The organism is Allobosea sp. P1_B10, from assembly GCF_056406735.1.
Genome location: NZ_JBFTZP010000006.1, coordinates 43,709 through 58,320, shown reverse-complemented (window position 1 = coordinate 58,320; position 14,612 = coordinate 43,709). Strand labels below are relative to the sequence as shown.

General features: G+C 66.4%; 14 protein-coding genes. 6 read left to right on the top strand and 8 right to left on the bottom strand.

What is annotated here, in order from left to right; genetic code table 11:
• Positions 1-7: 7 nt before the first annotated feature.
• Genes AC1D2L_RS14740 through murA form a run of 5 tightly spaced genes read right to left on the bottom strand, consistent with a single transcriptional unit; the run spans position 8 to position 4,063 of the window.
• Positions 8-412, bottom strand: coding sequence for an arsenate reductase/protein-tyrosine-phosphatase family protein (locus tag AC1D2L_RS14740; RefSeq protein ID WP_476846780.1), 405 nt, complete (start codon positions 410-412; stop codon positions 8-10).
• Positions 413-457: 45 nt separating this feature from the next.
• Positions 458-949 (bottom strand): UPF0262 family protein, encoded by a 492-nt coding sequence (locus AC1D2L_RS14735; protein ID WP_476846633.1) that lies wholly within the window; start codon positions 947-949, stop codon positions 458-460.
• Between the two features lie 24 nt (positions 950-973).
• Positions 974-2,266 (bottom strand): histidinol dehydrogenase, encoded by a 1,293-nt coding sequence (gene hisD / locus AC1D2L_RS14730; RefSeq protein ID WP_476846632.1) that lies wholly within the window; start codon positions 2,264-2,266, stop codon positions 974-976.
• A 29-nt stretch (positions 2,267-2,295) separates the two neighbouring features.
• Positions 2,296-2,742, bottom strand: coding sequence for a DUF2948 family protein (locus tag AC1D2L_RS14725; RefSeq protein ID WP_476846779.1), 447 nt, complete (start codon positions 2,740-2,742; stop codon positions 2,296-2,298).
• Positions 2,743-2,773: 31 nt separating this feature from the next.
• Entirely contained in the window at positions 2,774-4,063 is a 1,290-nt protein-coding gene (gene murA / locus AC1D2L_RS14720) for a UDP-N-acetylglucosamine 1-carboxyvinyltransferase (RefSeq protein ID WP_476846631.1), read from the bottom strand.
• 688 nt (positions 4,064-4,751) lie between these two features.
• On the opposite strand from murA, the gene AC1D2L_RS14715 reads away from it, so the two are divergent.
• The 4 genes from AC1D2L_RS14715 to AC1D2L_RS14700 all read left to right on the top strand — a co-directional run bounded on the left by AC1D2L_RS14715 (position 4,752) and on the right by AC1D2L_RS14700 (position 11,227).
• Positions 4,752-5,714, top strand: a complete 963-nt coding sequence (locus AC1D2L_RS14715; RefSeq protein WP_476846630.1) for an enoyl-CoA hydratase-related protein — start codon at positions 4,752-4,754, stop codon at positions 5,712-5,714.
• Positions 5,715-5,879: 165 nt separating this feature from the next.
• Positions 5,880-8,207, top strand: a complete 2,328-nt coding sequence (locus AC1D2L_RS14710; RefSeq protein ID WP_476846629.1) for a putative bifunctional diguanylate cyclase/phosphodiesterase — start codon at positions 5,880-5,882, stop codon at positions 8,205-8,207.
• A gap of 96 nt (positions 8,208-8,303) precedes the next feature.
• Complete coding sequence (locus tag AC1D2L_RS14705) at positions 8,304-9,758, top strand: dihydrolipoyl dehydrogenase family protein (protein WP_476846628.1); 1,455 nt, start codon at positions 8,304-8,306, stop codon at positions 9,756-9,758.
• An 11-nt stretch (positions 9,759-9,769) separates the two neighbouring features.
• Positions 9,770-11,227, top strand: a complete 1,458-nt coding sequence (locus AC1D2L_RS14700) for a sensor histidine kinase (RefSeq protein WP_476846627.1) — start codon at positions 9,770-9,772, stop codon at positions 11,225-11,227.
• An 18-nt stretch (positions 11,228-11,245) separates the two neighbouring features.
• Here AC1D2L_RS14700 and AC1D2L_RS14695 read toward each other — a convergent pair whose 3' ends face one another.
• A complete protein-coding gene (locus AC1D2L_RS14695; protein WP_476846626.1) occupies positions 11,246-11,875 on the bottom strand; it encodes a S24 family peptidase in 630 nt (209 codons plus the stop codon).
• A 165-nt stretch (positions 11,876-12,040) separates the two neighbouring features.
• Between AC1D2L_RS14695 and AC1D2L_RS14690 the strand changes: the two genes are divergently transcribed.
• Positions 12,041-12,385, top strand: coding sequence for a DUF952 domain-containing protein (locus tag AC1D2L_RS14690; RefSeq protein WP_476846625.1), 345 nt, complete (start codon positions 12,041-12,043; stop codon positions 12,383-12,385).
• Entirely contained in the window at positions 12,382-13,470 is a 1,089-nt protein-coding gene (locus AC1D2L_RS14685; RefSeq protein WP_476846624.1) for a quinone-dependent dihydroorotate dehydrogenase, read from the top strand. The genes AC1D2L_RS14690 and AC1D2L_RS14685 overlap by 4 nt, the downstream gene beginning before the upstream one ends.
• 93 nt (positions 13,471-13,563) lie before the next feature.
• On the opposite strand, the gene AC1D2L_RS14680 is transcribed toward AC1D2L_RS14685, so the two are convergent.
• The gene (locus tag AC1D2L_RS14680; RefSeq protein WP_476846623.1) at positions 13,564-13,833 is read right to left on the bottom strand and encodes a DUF6460 domain-containing protein; all 270 of its coding nucleotides are present in this window, start codon (positions 13,831-13,833) and stop codon (positions 13,564-13,566) included.
• A gap of 77 nt (positions 13,834-13,910) precedes the next feature.
• Positions 13,911-14,591: a response regulator transcription factor gene (locus tag AC1D2L_RS14675; RefSeq protein WP_476846622.1), complete on the bottom strand. Its 681-nt coding sequence runs from the start codon at positions 14,589-14,591 to the stop codon at positions 13,911-13,913.
• Positions 14,592-14,612 lie beyond the last annotated feature (21 nt).

Genomic DNA, 14,612 nt, shown 5'->3' with positions numbered 1-14,612 from the left:
GGCGCGTCTAGCTCCTCAGCCGCGCCTTGATCCGCTGCATCAGCCCGTCGCGCACGGCGCGATAGGCCTCGAGCTTCTGCTCGCGCGAGCCCTGCACGGCCGTGGGATCGACCGTCGGCCAGTACTCGACCTCGGCAGCCACAGTGCGGGTGAGGTCGAGCGCCTTGTGGTGCGCTTCCGGCGAGAGCGAGACGATGAGATCGAAGTTCAGGCCCTCCCACTCCTCCAACTCCTCGATCGATTTCGGCTTGTGCTTGTGGGCATCGATCCCGATCTCGTCGAGCACGGTCAAAGCGAAGGAATCGACCTCGCCGCGCCGCGCGCCCGCCGACTGGACATAGATCGACTTGCCGAAGAAGTGCTTGGCCATCGCCTCGGCCATCGGCGAGCGAACGGCATTCTGCGCGCACATGAACAGCACGCTCTGGACCTTGTGCGGCGCCGCCAGCTCCAAGCTTCAGCCCTTCCAGTGCAGGGCGTAGATCAGGGTGAAGATGCGCCGCGCCGTGTCGAAATCAACCTCGACCTTGTTGGCGAGGCGGTCCGCCAGAATGCCGGCGGCCTCGTCATGGAGCCCGCGACGGCCCATGTCGATCGACTCGATATGCGCCGGGGTGGCGGTGCGGATGGCGGCGTAATAGCTCTCGCACACCATCGCGTAATCCTTGATGATCCGCTTGAACGGCGTCAGTGACAGCAGATGGGTCACGATCGGCGCACCGTCCGCGCGTCGGATCTCGAAGGCGAGCCGGCGCTCGACCAGAGCGAGATGGGCGATATAAGGCCCGCATTCCTGGTCCGGCAGAGCGAAATGATTGCGCTCTATCAGGTCGTAGATCGCAATCGCGCGCTCGTGCTCCTGGTCGGGCGAGCCGCGACCGAGCGAGGCCTCGTCCAGCGTCACGCCGATCAGGCAACTGGTTTCAACCTTCGCGCTGTCGTCGGACATGCCGCCTCCGATCGTGATTGCCGCCTACAGGTTCAGTCTGATGGTCACGGAACGACCATGCGCCTGCAAGCCCTCCGCCTCGGCAAGTTGCGTCGCGGCGGACGCCAGCACGCGCAGCGACTCCGGACCGCATTTCAGCAACGAGGTCCGCTTCATGAAATCGACTACGCCAAGGCCCGACGAGAAGCGCGCCGAACGCGCTGTCGGCAGGACGTGGTTGGGGCCGCCGACATAGTCGCCGATCGCCTCGGGCGTATGCCCGCCGAGGAAGATCGCGCCGGCATTGCGGATCTTTGCCGAGAGCCGGTCGGGATCGACAGTCATGATCTCGAGATGCTCCGGCGCCAGCCGGTCGACCAGCGGCACCGCGGCTTCGAGGTCCGAGACCAGCAGGATCGCGCCGAACTCGGCCCAGCTGCGGCCCGCGATCTCCGCGCGCGGCAGGGTCTTGAGCTGCGCCAGCACCGCCTTCTCGACCGCCTCGGCAAGGGCAGCATCATCGGTCATCAGGATCGACTGGGCCGAGACATCATGTTCCGCCTGCGCCAGCAGATCGGCCGCGATCCATTCGGGATTGGCGGTCCTGTCGGCGATGACGAGCACCTCCGAGGGGCCGGCGATCATGTCGATGCCGACCTGCCCGAAGACGCGGCGCTTGGCGGCGGCGACATAGGCGTTGCCGGGCCCGACGATCTTCGCCACCGGCGCGATCGAGTCCGTTCCATAGGCCAAAGCCGCCACGGCCTGCGCGCCGCCGATGCGATAGACCTCGTCGACACCGGCCAGCCGGGCAGCCGCCAGCACCAGCGGGTTGGTCTCGCCGCGCGGCGTCGGCGCGACCATGACGACGCGCGGGACGCCGGCGACCTTTGCGGGAATCGCGTTCATCAGGACCGAGGACGGGTAGCTCGCCGTGCCGCCGGGAACGTAAAGGCCAACGGCCTCGATCGCGCTCCAGCGCCAGCCGCTCTCCACACCTGCCTCATCCGAGAACCAGGCATCCTGCGGCTTCTGGCGGGCGTGATAGGCCTCGATGCGGCTGCGCGCCGTCTCGAGCGCGGCCAGCAGTTCCGGAGAGCAGGCAGCCACGGCTGCGTCGATCTCGGCTTCGCTGACGCGCAGGGTGCCTGGCGTCAGGTCGAGGCTGTCGAACCGGCTGGTGTAGTCGATGACGGCCGAGTCCCCGCGCCCACGGACCTCTGCGATGATGTCGGCCACGACGCGATCGACCTCCTCGGAGGCCTCGCGCTTGGCGCCGAGCAGATCCTTGAACGCAGCCTCGAAGGACGCACTCCTGTCGTCGAGCCTGATCGGCATCGTAAAATCCTGAATAATGGTCTGGAGGGTCAGGCGTCGTCGGGGTGACCGGGCGTGGCCACGGCTTCCCATATCGGCCCGAGATCCTTCATCTGGGACTCGATGCACTCGACATCGAGGCGGATCGCGGCGCCGTCGGAAAAGTGCAGGGTCACGATACCGGCGGGCGCATCCTGCGCCTCGAAGGTGATCGCCAGCAAATTGAGGATCGCGCCGGGAACCGCGGGGTCGATCTTCGTGCTGCGGGCGGCCGCGACGCGGTCGAAATGAAGCGCCGCGAGACGGCGCCTGCGCTGGCCGGCCGGCACGCCCTGCCAGTCGAAACGCCTTGCCGCCAGGGCAAAGCGCTTCTCGGTTGGCAGATATGCGATATCGGCCACCTTCAGGACAGCGTCCTGGAGATGCGCCGAGACGATCGCGAGATCGTCCGTATCGAGCGCGATCAGCTTAAGCGGTTCTGCGACATCCTTTGGCATCGCCGAGTTCTGGCGAGGCTGCGCGCTGCCGTCAACCGCTGATGCGCTCAACGGCGGCTCCGCAGCGGCTGAGCTTGGCTTCCAGCGCCTCGAAACCGCGGTCGAGATGGTAGACGCGGTTGATCGTGGTGTCCCCTTCGGCAGCCAGACCGCCGATGACGAGCGAGACAGAGGCGCGCAGGTCGGTGGCCATGACCGGCGCGCCCGTGAGCTTCGCGACACCCTCGACATGGGCGACATCGCCGTCGAGGCGGATCTTGGCGCCCAGCCGCGCGAGTTCCTGCACATGCATGAAGCGGTTCTCGAAGATGGTCTCGCGGATGCGCGACGTGCCCTTGGCCCGGGTCATCAGCGCCATGAACTGCGCCTGCAGGTCGGTGGGGAAGCCCGGGAAAGGATCGGTGTCGATGTCGACGGCGTCGATGCCGTGGCCGTTGCGGCGGACGCGGATGCCCTCATTCGTCGCGGTGATCTCGGCGCCGGCCTGGGTCAGCGCATCGAGCGCCGACTGAAGCAGGTCGGGGCGTGCGCCTTCCAGCATGACGTCGCCGCCGGTCATGGCCACCGCCATGGCGTAGGTGCCGGTTTCGATCCGGTCCGGCAGGACCGCGTGATGCGCGCCGCCCAGGCGTGCCACGCCGGTCACGACGATGCGGGAGGTTCCAGCGCCCTCGATCTTAGCGCCCATCTTGGTGAGGCAGGCTGCGAGATCGGTGACCTCGGGTTCGCGCGCGGCGTTATTGATGACCGTTGTGCCCCTCGCCAGCACGGCCGCCATCAGCGCGGTGTGAGTGCCGCCGACCGTCACCTTCGCGAAATCGATCTCGGCGCCGCGCAGGCCCTTGGGGGCGCGCGCCAATGCATAGCCGTTCTCGATGACGATCTCGGCGCCGAGCTTCTCGAGCGCCATGAGCAGAAGGTCGACCGGACGCGTGCCGATGGCGCAGCCGCCCGGCAGCGAGACCTTGGCCTCGCCCATGCGGGCCAGGATCGGTGCAATCACCCAGAAGCTCGCTCGCATGGTCGAGACCAGTTCGTAGGGCGCACAGGTATCTGTGATCTGGCGCGCCGTCAGCGACATGGTCTGGCCACTCTCGGCGGATTGGCCGATGCGCTTGCCGGCGACGGTGCGGTCGACGCCCTGATTCGACAGGATACGCGAGAGCGCCGTGACATCGGAGAGCCGCGGCACATTCACCAGCGTCAACGTCTCGTCGGTCAGCAGGCTGGCGATCATCAGGGGCAGCGCGGCGTTCTTGGCACCCGAAATCTGGATGCTGCCATTGAGGGCCTGGCCGCCGGTGATGCGAATCTTGTCCATCTATATGTCCTGCAGGGCCTGACGCGGCGAATGCCGGGCGGTTCGTGAGAGGGTCAGGACCGGGGGGACTCGGCCTGGGTTTGTGACGCCGGCTCCTGCGCTGGCGCTTCGTCCACCCGGCGAGCGCGAGCCTGCGCCTTGCGGCGCTTCAGGTTCTCGCGAAGGGCGGCGGCAAGCCGTGCCCGTCTTTCCTCGTCTACGGTTGGTCTGCTGTCCACGGCATCAACTCGACGTCACGCTTCAACGCTGGGAACACGGCGGAATCGCGGCATATGGCTTAACCGGGCCGATTCATTTGGACAAGTGCACCGTCCCGGCGCCGCGCAGCATCCGGCACGGTTGCGTGTCGGATCGGGACATTGCGCCCGGGCGCCCTCGCCGCTTTCGCGACACCGTCGAGCCCTCCGAGGATAATCGCCCGAACCGGAGCTGTCTGAAGCTCGAAAGCCCAGCCGATTCCGGCGCTGGCGAGAACGTTTTTCCCCGACCACAGCATGCCGCGATCTTGCACGCGATTTGCGTGCCTTCAGCCACCGGCCGGCTTCGCTCCACACCGCAACGCAACATAGCCGGTTAAGGACAAAACCTAACGAAATTAACCATTTCTAAGGGATTGCGTTTACAGTTCGTTAACTTCGATTACCCTGCATTTTATTCAATTGCTGCACAGCAACACGGGATCCGAGGCATGCTTCAATCTCTTGCCCAAGCCGTCCACCCGACCACTGCCTCCGACCCCGACAACTGTGAAGTCATCGATGCGATCCGGCGCCGGGCGGGGTTCCTGCCCGAAGTCCAGCTGGCCTATGAGCCCGAGATCCAGACCCTTTGGGTCACGATCAAGCCCGAGCTGAAGCCCGTCTTCACCCTCCAGTTGCTCGACAGCCTCGGCAAGGTGCAGCAGGCGATCATGGCGCTGTGGGGTGCGCCGGAGCAGTATCATCGCGCCCCGGTGCGGTTCCTCGCCTTCCGCGGCGTCGGCCCCTTCTTCACGCTGGGCGGCGATCTCGATTTCTATCTCGATTGCCTGGCCAAGAACGACCGGGCCGCCCTGGCGGAATATGCAAAGCTTTCGATCGAAGGCGCGGTCGCCAATGCCAGCGGGCTCAACGGGCTGGTCGTGACGATGTCGACGATCCACGCCAAGGCGATCGGCGGCGGCATCGACGCCCCCCGCTCCTGCAACATCATGATCGCGGAGGAACAGGCCTCGTTCGTCTACCCCGAGATCAAGTTCAACCATTTCCCGATCACGGCGGTCGCGATCCTGTCGCGCCGGATGGGCGCGCGCGCCGCCGAGCAGATGCTGCTCTCAGGCGAAGAGCTCAGCGCCAACGCGTTCATGGCGGCCGGTGGGCTCGAAGCCGTGGTGCCGAGCGGGACCGGGGAAGCCTGGATCCGGAAGTACGCCGCGGATTCGCTGCCGGTCCACGCCGCCAAGACTGCGCTGTTCTCGGCCTTCAACCGCCGGGCCGGCGACCTGCGCGAGGAACTCGCGCATCTCGGCGAGATCTGGACGAACTGCATGCTCAGGCTCAATCCGAGCGCGATCTCGAAACTGCAGCGGATCGCGCAAACCCAGGATCGCATGCTGGCACGGGTCTATCAGCGGCCCGCCGGCAATGGACTTTCCGCCGCACTCAACACCTGACGCGCCGGCATCTGCCGCAGGGGCATCAAAGGACCGCCCGCAACTTGCTTGGATTCTCCTCCGGCCACACCAAACATTTACTTCTGCTGCTCTAAATCAATCTCACGGCTGTGATAATGTGGTTGAAGCGCAAAGTGCGCTCGTGCCGTGCAGAGGCAGAGGTGGATGGCAGGCCCCATCGGTCGATTGCTGACAGGAGGACAGGCTGAGGCTGGCGGGGAGTTTGACCTCCCCAGCTATCGGCTGCTTGTCAGCTCGCTGTTTTCGTCCCCCGCCTCGATCACTCCTGGCGGCATCGCCGGGATTCTGACTCCGTTCCTGTGCTGGGTCTCGACCGGGCTCGACCTGTTTCTGAACCTGACGATCCTGGTTACGCTGATCGTGATCGCCCGCCTGATGACGGTCGTGAACTATCGCAGGCGCGATCACGCCAATGACGATTTCGCCGAAACCCGGCGCTGGGATCGCGAGTATTTCCTCGGCGCGACCGTGTTCAGCATCGTGCTGGGCTATAGCTGCTACGCGGCGCTGGCGCACACCGACGACCCCGCCGCCCACATCACATCCGTCGCTTCGACGATCGCGCTCGCCTCCGGCTATGTGTCGCGCAATGCCGGGCGGCCGAAATTCGTGGCCGTCCAGTTGCTCGCCTTCTGCGTGCCTATGGCCGTCGGCCTGATTCAGGCCCACAACGTCTACTACCAGTATATCGGCTACTTCGCCTTCCTGTACCTCGCGGCCAATATCGCGATCACGAACTCGCTTCACCGCAACCTGTTGGCTCTGAGCGATGCCACAAAGCAGTCGAAGGCGCTGGCGACCGCACTGCATTCCCAGAACCTGACGCTCGATGCCGCCCTGAATACGATGATCCACGGGCTGGCGATGTTCGATCGCGATCTCAAGATCGCCGTCAGCAATGCGCCCTATCGGACGCTTTACGGCATTCCCGAGACGCTCTCCCTGCCCGGCACGCCGGTGACGGCGATCGCACGCTTCCTGATCGAACGACAGGTGATCGGCGCCGACCAGGTCCGCGAGATCCGCAGCGGGCTCGCCACCGTCCAGGACACGCAGGTCACGACGACCCGCGAGATCGTCACCCGCGCCGGGCGCGTGCTCGTCGTCACGATCGCGCCCGCGGCCGAAGGCGGCATCCTGCTGCTGACCGAGGACGCAACCGAACGCAAGGCCACCGAAGCCCGCATCGAGCAGATGGCCCGCTTCGACGAACTGACCGGCCTCGCCAACCGTTTCGAGCTCAACAACCAGCTCGCAGACGCCTTCAGCCGCCACGAGCGCACCGGCGAGGCGTTTGCGCTGCTCTATGTCGACCTCGACGGCTTCAAGCAGGTCAACGACAATCTCGGCCACGACATCGGTGACCAGGTTCTGGCCGAGACCGCCAACCGCCTGCGCGGCGCGATACGCAACGGCGATCTGCTGGCGCGCTTCGGCGGCGACGAATTCCTCCTGATCCTGCCTTCGGCGAGCCACGCCATCGTCACCAGCGTCGCTCAACGCATGATCGAGACCATGGGCAAGGTGTTCCAGGTCGACGGCAAGAGCGTTTACGTCACCGCCAGCATCGGCATCGCGATGGCGCCCGATGACGGAACGACGCCCACCGACCTGCTGCGGCATGCCGATACCGCGCTCTACAAGGCCAAGGCGGCGGGTCGCAACACGCTGACATTCTTCAACCCGGCCATGGCCGAGGAGATGCTCGACCGCCACGAACTCGAGGTTGACCTGCGCGGAGCGAGCGCCGATGGCTCGCTGGAGCTGTTCTACCAGCCGATCATCGACCTGAAGACCCAGAAGATCGTGACCCGCGAGGCGCTGATGCGCTGGCGCCACCCGACGCGCGGCATGGTGCCCCCCAGCATCTTCATCCCGATCGCCGAGCAGTCGGGGCTGATCGCGGCGATGGGTGATTGGGCGATCCGCCAGGCCTGCCGGGACTGCGTGCGCTGGGGCAACGACGTCGGCGTCTCCGTCAACATCTCGCCTCTGCAGTTCCGCGAGCCCAGGCGCATCGTCGAGACCGTCAAGCATGCGCTGATCCTCTCCAACCTGCCGGCATCCCGCCTGACGCTCGAGGTCACGGAATCGCTTCTGATCGAGGACAACAAGACGACGCTGTCGGTCATCGACGAACTGCGCGCGCTCGGCGTGCGCTTCGCCCTCGACGATTTCGGGACCGGCTATTCGTCGCTGTCCTACCTCTCGACCTACCCCTTCGCCCAGGTGAAGATCGACCAGAGCTTCAGCCGCAACGTGCATTCCAGCGAAGCCTCCAAGGCCATCATCGAAGCGGTTTGCCAACTCGCCCGACGGCTCTCGATGAACGTGGTGGTCGAAGGCATCGAGACCGAGCAGCAGCGCATCGCCGTGCAGTTGCTCGGCGCGCAGCGGGCGCAGGGCTATCTGTTCGGACGGCCCGAACCGATGTCGGATATCCTTCCCCAACAGGACCGCCGGATCGCCTGACCGGCCGGATGGCATGGACCGTGCGAAGGCATGGCCTTGATTCCGCCCGCCCCGCCACGCATCTGCGTGATCAGGCTGGCAGATTCGGAGGACGGCGTGAGCGAGACACAGGCTGCGACTGCGAGGGCCGCCGCGCTGACGCCGGATATCTGTGTGATCGGAGCGGGCCGAGGCGGGCTCGCCCTGGCAACCGCTGCGGCCGCCTTCGGCGTCTCCGTGGTGTTGGTCGAGCGCGGTAACATGGGCGGCGCGCGCCTTGAGGCCCGAACATCCGCCTTGCGCGCCGCAGCCAGCCGGGCGCAGGCAATGCGTGGAGCCGCTCGCTACGGCATCTCGGGCACCGAGCCACAGGTCAATTTCGCCGGAGTCCATGACCATGTGCAGCGCGCCGGTTCGGCGCTTGCAGCCAATCAAACAGCCGAGCGCCTGGGCGCACTCGGCATCACCGTGATCTCGGGCGAAGCGCGCTTCGTCAGCCGCAGCACGGTCAAGGTCGGCGAGCAGGCGATCAAGGCACGGCGCTTCGTCATCGCGACCGGCTCGCGGCCGGTCATGCCCGATATCGTCGGGCTCGACGCTGTACCGACGCTGACAGCCGGGAGCCTGCTCGATGTCGCCCGCCTGCCCGCGCGATTGCTGGTCCTCGGTGGCGGCGCGACCGGGGTCGCGCTAGCCCAGGCCATGGCACGCCTCGGCAGCGCGGTCACGCTGGTGGAATCCGGGAACCTGCTGTCAGACGAGGATCCGGAAGCCGTCGGCCTCGTCAGGCGCGCCCTGCTTCGCGAGGGGATCGCCCTGCACGAGCAGGCGAACTTCCTGCGTGCCGAGGCGCTCAAGGGGGGCGTCAGGTTGGTGCTGTCGCGGGGAGAGAACAGCGAATTTGCTGTCGAGGGCTCGCATCTGCTGATCGCGACCGGACGTAGACCCGATATCGAGGCGCTCGATCTCGAGATGGCGGGCGTCGGGAGCACTGGCGGAGGCGTGATCGTGAACAGCAGCCTGCGTGCGCAGAACCGACGTGTCTTCGCGATTGGCGGCTGCGCCGATCCTGGCATGGGAGCGCCAATCGGGCACAGCGCCATCCATCAGGCCGGGCTTGTGCTGCGAAACCTGCTGTTTCGCCTTCCGGTGAGGTTCGAGCCGCGCCTCATCCCGCGGCTGACCAGTTGCGACCCCGAGCTTGCCAGCGTCGGCCTTTCCGAAGTGCAGGCGCGAACGAGCCAGCGCGGCCTCACCATCTTGCGCTGGCCCTATGCCGAGATCGAGCGCGCGCAGGCCGAGCGCGAAAGCGACGGGTTCATCAAGCTCGTCTGCGACCGTCGCGGCAGGATCCTCGGCGCAACCATCGTCGGCGCACGCGCCGGCGACCTGATCGCGCCTTGGTGCCTGGCCGTGCAGAAAGGTCTCTCGGTCAAAGACATGGCGGCCATGGTCGTGCCATCGGGGGCCTTCGCCGAGATTTCGACACGCGCGGCGACCTCGTTCTATGCGGCCTTGGCCGCAAAACCGCGCCTTCGACGGCTGATCGGCTTTCTCCGGCGTTTCGGCTAGACTGCGGCCTTATGCTTCAACCGGATCTCGACACCACCAAACTCTCCGTCAGCGTACCGCGCGGCCTGACGCGGCTTGGCCTTTCGGCCAAGCTACTGCTGCTGACCGTGCTATTCGTGATGCTGGCGGAAGTCCTGATCTACCTGCCGTCCGTCGCGAATTTCCGGCTCAACTGGCTCAATGACCGGCTCGCCGCCGCGCAGGTCGCAGTTCTGGTGCTGGAAGGCGCGCCCGATGATCGCCTGCCCGAAGGCAGCGAAGCGCGGCTGCTCATGGGCGTGGGGGCCCGGGCAATCGCAGCCCGCGTCGGCGGGGCGCGGCGGCTGCTCAGCCTGGATTCGATGCCGGTCGAGGTCGCGCGCACAGTCGATCTCCGCGCAATGACCTGGACGACAGCCTTGCGCGAGGCGGTCGAAGTCCTGGCGACGCCGCCGCATGACCTGCCGATCCGCGTCATCGGCCAGGCCAAGGGCGAAGCCGATTTCGTCGAGCTCGTCATTGACGAGACGCCGCTGCGACGGGCCATGCTCTCCTTCTCGGTCAACCTGCTGCTGATCTCGCTGCTGATCTCGGGGCTGACGGCGGTGCTGGTCTATCTCGCGCTGAACTGGATGATCGTCGAGCCGATCCGGCAGCTCGCGGCCAATGTGATGGAGTTCGAGGTCGACCCCGAGAACCCGCGCCGGGTCTTCGAGCCCTCGCTGCGTGCCGACGAGATCGGCGAGGCCGAGCGGGCGCTGGCGCGCATGCAGAGCACGCTCGCGGGCGAATTGCGCACCAAGAAGCATCTTGCCGAGCTCGGCCTGGCAGTCAGTAAGATCAACCACGACCTGCGCAACATGCTGGCCGCGGCACAGCTGATGTCGGACCGGCTCATCGAGAGCCGCGACCCCAAGATCAAGCGCTTCGCGCCGCGCCTGATCGCGACGCTGGGGCGCGCCATCGACTTCTGCCAGGCGACGCTGGTCTATGGCCGGGCGGCCGAGGCCACACCGGTGCTGCGCGACGTGTCCTTGCGCCAGTTGGTGGCCGAGCAGGCGGAATTGCTGGGCTTGCCGGAGAATGCACAGCTGCGCTTCGCCAACGACGTCCCGACCAGCTTCACCCTGCCCTGCGACCCCGACCAGATGGCGCGGGTTCTGCTCAACCTGATGCGCAATTCGGTGCAGGCGCTGACGCAGGCCGGCGTGGAGGGAGAGGGCGTGCCGCTGCTGGCCGTGAAGGCGGAGGCAGCCGGCGGGGCCGCCGTTCTGCGCGTCTGCGATAACGGGCCCGGCGTGCCGGAGCGGGCGCGGGCAAACCTGTTCCAGGCCTTTCGTGGTTCGGTCACCCCCGGCGGCGTGGGGCTTGGCCTCGCCATCGCAGCCGAGCTTGTGCGCCTGCATGGCGGCACGATCGAACTCGAGCCCTCGCCCATGGGGGCGGTGTTCAAGGTCACGCTGCCAATGCGCAGGCAGAGCGGAAACTGACGTGGGGAGCCGGCCGTTCTACTGGCTTGCCCAGATCACCCGCGCCATGAAGGCGATGTCGTCGAGGTTCAGAACCCTGTCGGGATGCTCGGGATTGAGCGAGGCGAGCTCGATCGTCTTGGCCGTCTGGCGCTTGAGCTGCTTGGCCAGGACCTCACCCTCGATCGTCTTGACCACCACCCTGTCGCCGCGCCTGACGGTCGCGGTCGGCGAGACGATGATGGTATCGCCATCGCGATAGAGCGGCAGCATCGAATCGCCGGCGATCTCGAGTGCATAGGCCTTCTCGTCGGCGACGCCGGGGAAAGCGACCTCCTCCCAGCCGGTCCCCACCGGGAAACCGCCATCGTCGAAGAACCCGCCGGAACCGGCCTGCGCGAAGCCGATCAGCGGGATCGTGCGCGAGGGCGCCGGGCCGCGCCGCATCACCACGCTCATGAACTCGTCTAGCGAAGCGCCGGTCGCGATCAGGATTTTCGCGATCGACTCCGTCGAGGGCCAACGCTCGCGGCCGTCTAGCCCGATACGCTTCGAACGATTGAAGGTGGTCGCGTCCAGCCCCGCCTTGCGGGCGAGCCCCGAAGCGGTGAAACCGTAGCGCTGAGCGAGCGCATCGATCGCGCCCCAGATCTGGTCATGTGACAGCACCGCGGAGCCTCGTTGCTGATGTTGCCGATTGGCGACGATCGAAATAGGAAATATACCCTATTTGATGAGATTTCAATCCGTTTCTCGCTGGAATGTCGATAAGATTTGCCGAAGGCTCCTGCCACTGTTTATGCCGGATGCGACGATCACCAGGCGAGGCTGTCCGTGCCGCTCATCTACAAGATCTGCCCCGAAGCGCTATGGCGCGAAGCCGAGCTATCGGGCCGCTTCACTGGCGCTCCCGTCGACCTCGCCGATGGCTACATCCATTTCTCGACCGGAGCACAGGTGCGCGAGACGCTGGCACGGCATTTCGCCGGGCAGACCGAGCTGCTGCTGATCGCGGTCGATGGCGGTAAACTCGGCAGCGCGATGCGCTACGAGCCCTCGCGCGGCGCCGCCCTGTTCCCGCATCTCTATGCCACGCTTGACCCCAAGAGCGCGCGCTGGATCTCATCCCTGCCGACCGCTCCCGGCGGCGCTCATCTCGTACCGGAGGATGTCGCGTGATCGGCGCCCTGTTCAATCTCGCCCGCCCCCTGATCCACAAGCTCGATGCCGAGACGGCGCACCGCATGACGGTCGTGGCACTTGCTGCCGCGCCAGCGCTGAAGCCCGCGCCCGATGCCGCGATCCTCGCGACGACGGCCTTCGGACTGTCGTTCTCCAATCCGGTCGGGCTCGCAGCCGGCTTCGACAAGAATGCCGAAGCGGTCGACGGGGCGCTTGGCCTCGGCTTCGGTTTCGTCGAGATCGGTGGCGTGACGCCGCAGCCACAGCCCGGCAATGCGCGCCCGCGCGTGTTCCGGCTCGTCGAGGACGAGGCTGTCATCAACCGCTACGGCCTCAACAGCGAGGGCATGGAGGCCGTGGCGCAGCGCCTGGCCGCGCGGCGCAAGCGCGGCGGGCTGGTCGGCGTCAATCTCGGCGCCAACAAGGACTCGACCGACCGCGCTGCCGATTATGCGATCCTGGCCCGGCGCCTGGCCCCCGTCGCGGACTTCCTGACCATCAACGTCTCCTCGCCCAACACGCCGGGCCTGCGCGACCTGCAGGCGGAATCGGCGCTGGACGATCTCGTCGCGCGCGCGCTGGAGGCCCGCGACGCAGTCGCCATGAACGGCCGCAAGACGCCGATGCTGCTCAAGATCGCGCCCGATCTCACATTGCCCGAGCTCGACGGCATGGTTTCGGTCGCCCGCAAGCGCGGCATCGACGGCATGATCGTATCCAACACGACGATCGCGCGTCCGGCCTCCCTGATGAGCGCCTCCAAGGGTGAAACCGGTGGGTTGTCCGGCCGCCCCCTGTTTGCGCCCTCGACGCGGATGCTCGCCGAAACCTTCCTCCGTGTCGAACGCCAGTTCCCGCTGATCGGCGTCGGCGGCGTCGATTCCGCTCAGACGGCGCTGGGGAAGATCAGGGCTGGTGCCGACCTCGTGCAGTTCTACTCCGCCATGGTCTTCCATGGCCCCGGACTGGTGGCCAAAATCAAGACTGGGCTCGCTTCCGAGGCCAGGAAGGCCGGCGTCTCGACCATTGGCGAACTCGTCGGGCGCGACGCCATGGCAGTCGCGCGCGGCGAGGACTTCTAGCCTCGTCGTCATCGCGAGCGAAAGCGACGCGATCCAGAATCGTCGGACTCTACGTCCCCTGGATCGCTTCGCTTATGCTCCCAATAACAGGTTTCAGCGCCGCGCTGCGAACAGCCGGGCCAGCAGCCAGAGCGGAACGACGATGAGCGCGCCGGCCACGACCCACTGGCCGACTTCGCTGAGCGCGCCGAATCCGAGATTTCCGATGGAGCGGACGAAGCGCGCCACCGCCTCGTAGAGGGCTCGCGGCGAGATCCCGAGGAAGGCCATGCCCGCGCCGACCAGCAGCGATATGAAGATCAGCCGGACCAGCACGCCGAGCGGCGAGCCACCCAGAAACCGTTCGACGTTGCCATTGGCCATTGCAGAGAATCCCCGGATAAAAAATCTGGCTAGCGCCCGGCGCTTGAACCGGGACTGAATGAACGGAGTAGCCGGTCTCAGGCCGTCGCCGCTGCGCCTGCGGTGGCCCAGGCTGTGCCTGCGATCTTCGAAGCCGCGATCACCGCCTGAGTGCGGCTGTCGACATTGAGCTTCGTCAGGATGGCCGAGACATGAGCCTTTACGGTCGCCTCCGAGACACCGAGCTCATAGGCGATCTGCTTGTTCAGGAGCCCCTCGGACAGCATCATCAGCACACGCACCTGTTGCGGCGTCAGGGTCGAGAGCCGGCGCACCATGTCGGCGACCTCCGCGTCCACAGGCGAGGTGAGATCGACGCCGGGCGGCGTCCAGACGCCGCCATCGAGCACGGCCCGGATCGCCTCGCCCATCTGTGCGACATCGGCCGTCTTGGGCAGGAAGCCAAGCGCGCCGAACTCGATGCAGCGCCGGATCACCGCAGGGTCGTCATTGGCCGAGACAACGATGACGGGCACCTCGGGATGGTCCGCCCGCAGGAACAGCAGACCCGAAAACCCCTGCACGCCGGGCATGGTCAGATCGAGCAGGACGAGATCGGCGTCCTCGCCCTGCGACAGAGCCTCGGTCAGCGCCTCGAGCGAGCCGACTTCGCCGACATCGGCGCCGGTCAGGGCCGTCGAGACCGCCTGCCGCAATGCGCCCCGGAACAGGGGGTGATCATCCGCGATCACGATCCGCGTTGTAGGCTGCCGAGACATCGCATTCATCCTCATTCGTGC

What these genes read in the sequence shown, in the direction of transcription:
- AC1D2L_RS14740 (WP_476846780.1), bottom strand. Translation starts at nt 412, where the DNA reads ATGTGCGCGCAGAATGCCGTTCGCTCGCCGATGGCCGAGGCGATGGCC.
- AC1D2L_RS14735 (WP_476846633.1), bottom strand. Translation starts at nt 949, where the DNA reads ATGTCCGACGACAGCGCGAAGGTTGAAACCAGTTGCCTGATCGGCGTG.
- hisD (WP_476846632.1), bottom strand. Translation starts at nt 2,266, where the DNA reads ATGCCGATCAGGCTCGACGACAGGAGTGCGTCCTTCGAGGCTGCGTTC.
- AC1D2L_RS14725 (WP_476846779.1), bottom strand. Translation starts at nt 2,742, where the DNA reads ATGCCAAAGGATGTCGCAGAACCGCTTAAGCTGATCGCGCTCGATACG.
- murA (WP_476846631.1), bottom strand. Translation starts at nt 4,063, where the DNA reads ATGGACAAGATTCGCATCACCGGCGGCCAGGCCCTCAATGGCAGCATC.
- AC1D2L_RS14715 (WP_476846630.1), top strand. Translation starts at nt 4,752, where the DNA reads ATGCTTCAATCTCTTGCCCAAGCCGTCCACCCGACCACTGCCTCCGAC.
- AC1D2L_RS14710 (WP_476846629.1), top strand. Translation starts at nt 5,880, where the DNA reads ATGGCAGGCCCCATCGGTCGATTGCTGACAGGAGGACAGGCTGAGGCT.
- AC1D2L_RS14700 (WP_476846627.1), top strand. Translation starts at nt 9,770, where the DNA reads ATGCTTCAACCGGATCTCGACACCACCAAACTCTCCGTCAGCGTACCG.
- AC1D2L_RS14680 (WP_476846623.1), bottom strand. Translation starts at nt 13,833, where the DNA reads ATGGCCAATGGCAACGTCGAACGGTTTCTGGGTGGCTCGCCGCTCGGC.
- AC1D2L_RS14675 (WP_476846622.1), bottom strand. Translation starts at nt 14,591, where the DNA reads ATGTCTCGGCAGCCTACAACGCGGATCGTGATCGCGGATGATCACCCC.